At 67.3% G+C, this 1934-nt stretch carries 3 protein-coding genes; all 3 read left to right on the forward strand.

Annotation, left to right across the window (positions count from 1 at the left end; all coding sequences use genetic code 11):
- Window positions 1–181, forward strand: a 181-nt coding sequence (locus BW996_RS20865; protein ID WP_175619159.1) for a PD-(D/E)XK nuclease domain-containing protein, incomplete at its 5' end; no start/stop codon positions are given.
- A 62-nt stretch (window positions 182–243) separates the two neighbouring features.
- Entirely contained in the window at window positions 244–1584 is a 1341-nt protein-coding gene (yjjJ, locus tag BW996_RS20870; RefSeq protein WP_037484018.1) for a type II toxin-antitoxin system HipA family toxin YjjJ, read from the forward strand.
- Between the two features lie 78 nt (window positions 1585–1662).
- A partial coding sequence (locus tag BW996_RS20875; RefSeq protein ID WP_175619160.1) for an AAA family ATPase occupies window positions 1663–1934 on the forward strand: 272 nt, incomplete at its 3' end.

Here is a 1934-nt window from a genome sequence, read left to right on the forward strand (position 1 = left end):
CCTGTTCGAGTTCAAGGTCGTCGACCGCCAGGCGACGGGCGAGGCGCTGCGGCAGATCAAGGACCGCGGCTACGCGGACAAGTACCGCGCCCGCGACGAGCCGATCCACCTCGTCGGCATCGAGTTTGGCCGGGCCGAGCGCAATGTCGTCGGCTTCGAGGTGGAGACGATCGCCGGCTGAGCGACCCCGACAAGGTGAGATCCGCATAATGCTTGCGGTATCTACTCACCTACCTACTCGACATGAGCCGCCATGATGAAGCGCTGCGCCAGATTCTCGGGCGAGGGTCGGCCTCGGCTGCACACCTGGCAGATGCCCTGGGGGTGAGTCAGCAGGCAGTCTCCAGGGCGGTCCTGGCGCTGGGAGAGGATGTGGTGCGCATCGGTGCAGCCCGATCCACGCGCTACCTGCTGCGGGATCGCCGACGGGGATTGCCGGAGGTGCCGGTCTACCGGGTCGGCGAGAACGGGCAGATCCTGCGTCTGGGGGGGCTGGTGCCGGTGTGCCCGGACGGTTGGGTGATGCAGCCTGGGCAAGGCGTGGCAGTTCACCACGAAGGGTTGCCCTGGTGGCTGGCGGACATGTGTGCCGCGGGCTTCCTCGGGCGCGCCTGGGCTGCCCGTCATGCTCCGCTGCTGGGGCTGCCCTCCCGGCTGACAGAATGGGGCGACACAGAGCACCTGCGTGCATTGCTCGCACAGGGACATGACGCAGTGGGCAATCTGCTGCTGGGTGACCTGGCGCATGAGCGCTACCTGTGCGCGCCTGAGCCTGTGCCGGTGGCGGCTGACGAACGCGGTGTGGCGTATGCCGCTCTGGCGGCCCAGGCGGCTCAGGGTGAGATTCCTGGCTCCTCTGCCGGGGGTGAGCAGCCCAAGTTCATTGCCTTCGCCCAGACGGCGGCAGGACCGGCGCATGTGATCGTGAAGTTCACGCTGCCCGAGGTCCACCCGGTCACCGAGCGCTGGGCGGATCTGCTGCTGGCAGAGCACCATGCCCTTGAGACGCTGCGCGAGGCAGGCATCGATGCGGCGCGGACCGAGCTGATCGACCACGGCAGCCAGCGTTTCCTGCAGGTCGAGCGCTTCGACCGGGTCGGCACGCTGGGGCGCAGGGCCCTGCTGTCGCTGGCGATGCTCGATGCGGAGTTCACCGGGGTCGCTCCCGCTCCCTGGTCCGTCATCGTCGACCGGTTGGCCCGCGAGCGTCATGTCGAGATGGCCGCGATTCCTGCGTGTGGGCTGCTGCATGCCTTCGGCACGCTGATCGGCAACACCGACATGCACCCGGGCAATCTGTCCTTCACCGGAGCGGGGCGCCCGTACATCCTGGCGCCTGCCTACGACATGCTGCCGATGGGCTTTGCCCCTACAGCCGGGGGAGCGCTGCCCGTGAGGCTGGCATCTCCGGTGCTGCGGCCGATCGTGCCTGCAGCCACCTGGCGCCAGTCTCTCGGACTGGCACGGATCTTCCTGGGTCGACTGCACCAGGAAGAACGCTTCTCCGCACGCTGGGCACCTTGTCTGCAGGCACTCGATCAGCATCTGGTGGCGGCGAATGCGCAGATCGAGCGGATGATTTGAAGTCTGGCCCACCCAGCCCTTGACACCGCAGCGAGGACTCAGGCCACGGCACGGGCAGCATGCCCATAAACTCGCCCAATGACCACGCCCGCGCTCCCCCGCCTCAAGCTGCCGCTGGGCATCCAGAACCTGCACGAGATTCGCGAAGGCGGCTACTACTACGTCGACAAGAGCGGCATGGCCGTCGACCTCATCGAGGCCGGCAAGTACTACTTCCTGAGCCGTCCGCGCCGCTTCGGCAAGAGCCTGCTGGTCGACACGCTCAAGGAGCTCTTCGAGGGCAACCAGGCGCTGTTCACCGGTCTGGCGGCTGATTCCCGCTGGGACTGGTCGAAGCGTCATCCGGTGAT

Origin of the sequence: Sphaerotilus natans (genome assembly GCF_900156335.1) — a bacterium.
Lineage (GTDB): Bacteria > Pseudomonadota > Gammaproteobacteria > Burkholderiales > Burkholderiaceae_C > Sphaerotilus > Sphaerotilus natans.